Annotated in this window: 3 protein-coding genes; all 3 read left to right on the forward strand. The window is 44.0% G+C overall.

Annotation, left to right across the window (positions count from 1 at the left end; translation table 11 throughout):
- The coding region (gene rpmG / locus R7E78_RS24080; protein ID WP_318058333.1) for a 50S ribosomal protein L33 at positions 1 to 84 on the forward strand (84 nt) is incomplete at its 5' end.
- Between the two features lie 175 nt (positions 85 to 259).
- A complete protein-coding gene (locus R7E78_RS24085; RefSeq protein ID WP_318058331.1) occupies positions 260 to 736 on the forward strand; it encodes a hypothetical protein in 477 nt (158 codons plus the stop codon).
- A gap of 102 nt (positions 737 to 838) precedes the next feature.
- Positions 839 to 1,468 (forward strand): bifunctional DNA-formamidopyrimidine glycosylase/DNA-(apurinic or apyrimidinic site) lyase (gene mutM, locus R7E78_RS24090; RefSeq protein WP_318058332.1); only part of this gene is annotated, 630 nt, incomplete at its 3' end.

A 1,468-nucleotide genomic window follows, 5' to 3' on the forward strand; every position in this document is an offset into this window, starting at 1 on the left:
AACATGCCAGGCAAATTTGAGATCAAGAAATTTGATCCAGTTGTACGCGAGCACGTTATGTACAAAGAAGCAAAAATCAAATAATTGGTTTTGTCTCTTTGACGATTGGAAAAACCCAACTTTCGAGTTGGGTTTTTTATTATCTGAAATCCTCACTATTCCTTCAAATCCACCTTCACCATGTTTACATGCTGATGCTCTAGTCAATTCCTGTAACCTTTGTTAGTTTGTCACTAGAACTAAGATAGTAGGAACCGTTATGCGTATTAGTCCGACTCGCCGTCGCCGTTGGAACAATATTCTAATATTGGGCATTATCGCGTTTATCGTGATCTTAAATGCACCGATGTGGATCAAAACGTACTTGTTGTCAGAGAACGTTGATCCTTATCCGCATTTACTTCGAACTGATCATTTGGTTAGCGCTATTTATTCCAATAGTCTTGAATTGGAGTTTCGCGATGGGCGATGGCATGCGAATGCAGATGTTCCTCTCCCTCTATCTGAACTTATTGCTCGCTGGCAAGCGCTCGAAGGTACGGAGTTATCTGCGCAGCAATACGACACTCTTAAAGATAAGTTAGGCACACCAGAAACCATCGAAGTCTGGTATCAAGGCGTCGAAGAACCGCAGCGAATTACTCTTTATCGTCTTCATGATTTTTGGTTGTTCAAGAATTGGCAAGACAAGTGGATCGCGATTTCTGTTGAGAGCAATTACATCATGCCTCAGTGAGAGGTGGTCAATAACCTCGTAGGTAAGCAGTGTTGACGCTTGTACTTTTCGATTATGCTAACTGCCTTTCAGTAAGGCTTTGAGTGTTTTAAGGAGAATTAAATGCCTGAATTACGAGAAGTTGAAGTAAGCCGGATGGGTATTAGTCCACATATGGTTGGACAAACGATTAAGGCATTTGTTTTTCGCACACCCAAACTGCGCTGGGATATCCCGCAAGAGCTGAAATTGCTTGAAGGGCAAGTGATTCGAGCCATTCATCGTCGCGCAAAGTATTTGCTCATAGAAACGGATACAGGGACTGCTATTGTGCACCTTGGAATGTCAGGCTCGTTACGTGTGTTGGATGCTGATTTTCCTGCGGCTAAGCACGATCATGTCGATCTCAAACTTACAAATGGTAAAGTGCTGCGTTATAACGACCCTCGACGCTTTGGTGCTTGGCTATGGTGCGCTCCTGGTGAGTCCCATGCGGTACTTGATCATATGGGACCAGAGCCTCTAACTGATGCGTTTAATAGCGAGTACATTGCCGATAAATCGCAAGGCAAGCGTGTCGCGGTAAAGCAGTTCATCATGGACAACAAGGTCGTGGTCGGTGTGGGGAATATTTACGCCAATGAATCTCTGTTTAAATCTCGTATTCTCCCAACCCGACAAGCAGGTCAAGTGACACCCCAAGAGTGGGTGCTGTTAGTGGAAAACATCAAAGCCACGCTAAAAATTGCCATT

Source organism: Vibrio sp. YT-19(2023) (assembly GCF_033337395.1).

Coding starts and splice junctions, on each gene's coding strand:
- R7E78_RS24085 (WP_318058331.1), top strand. CDS start 260: ATGCGTATTAGTCCGACTCGCCGTCGCCGTTGGAACAATATTCTAATA.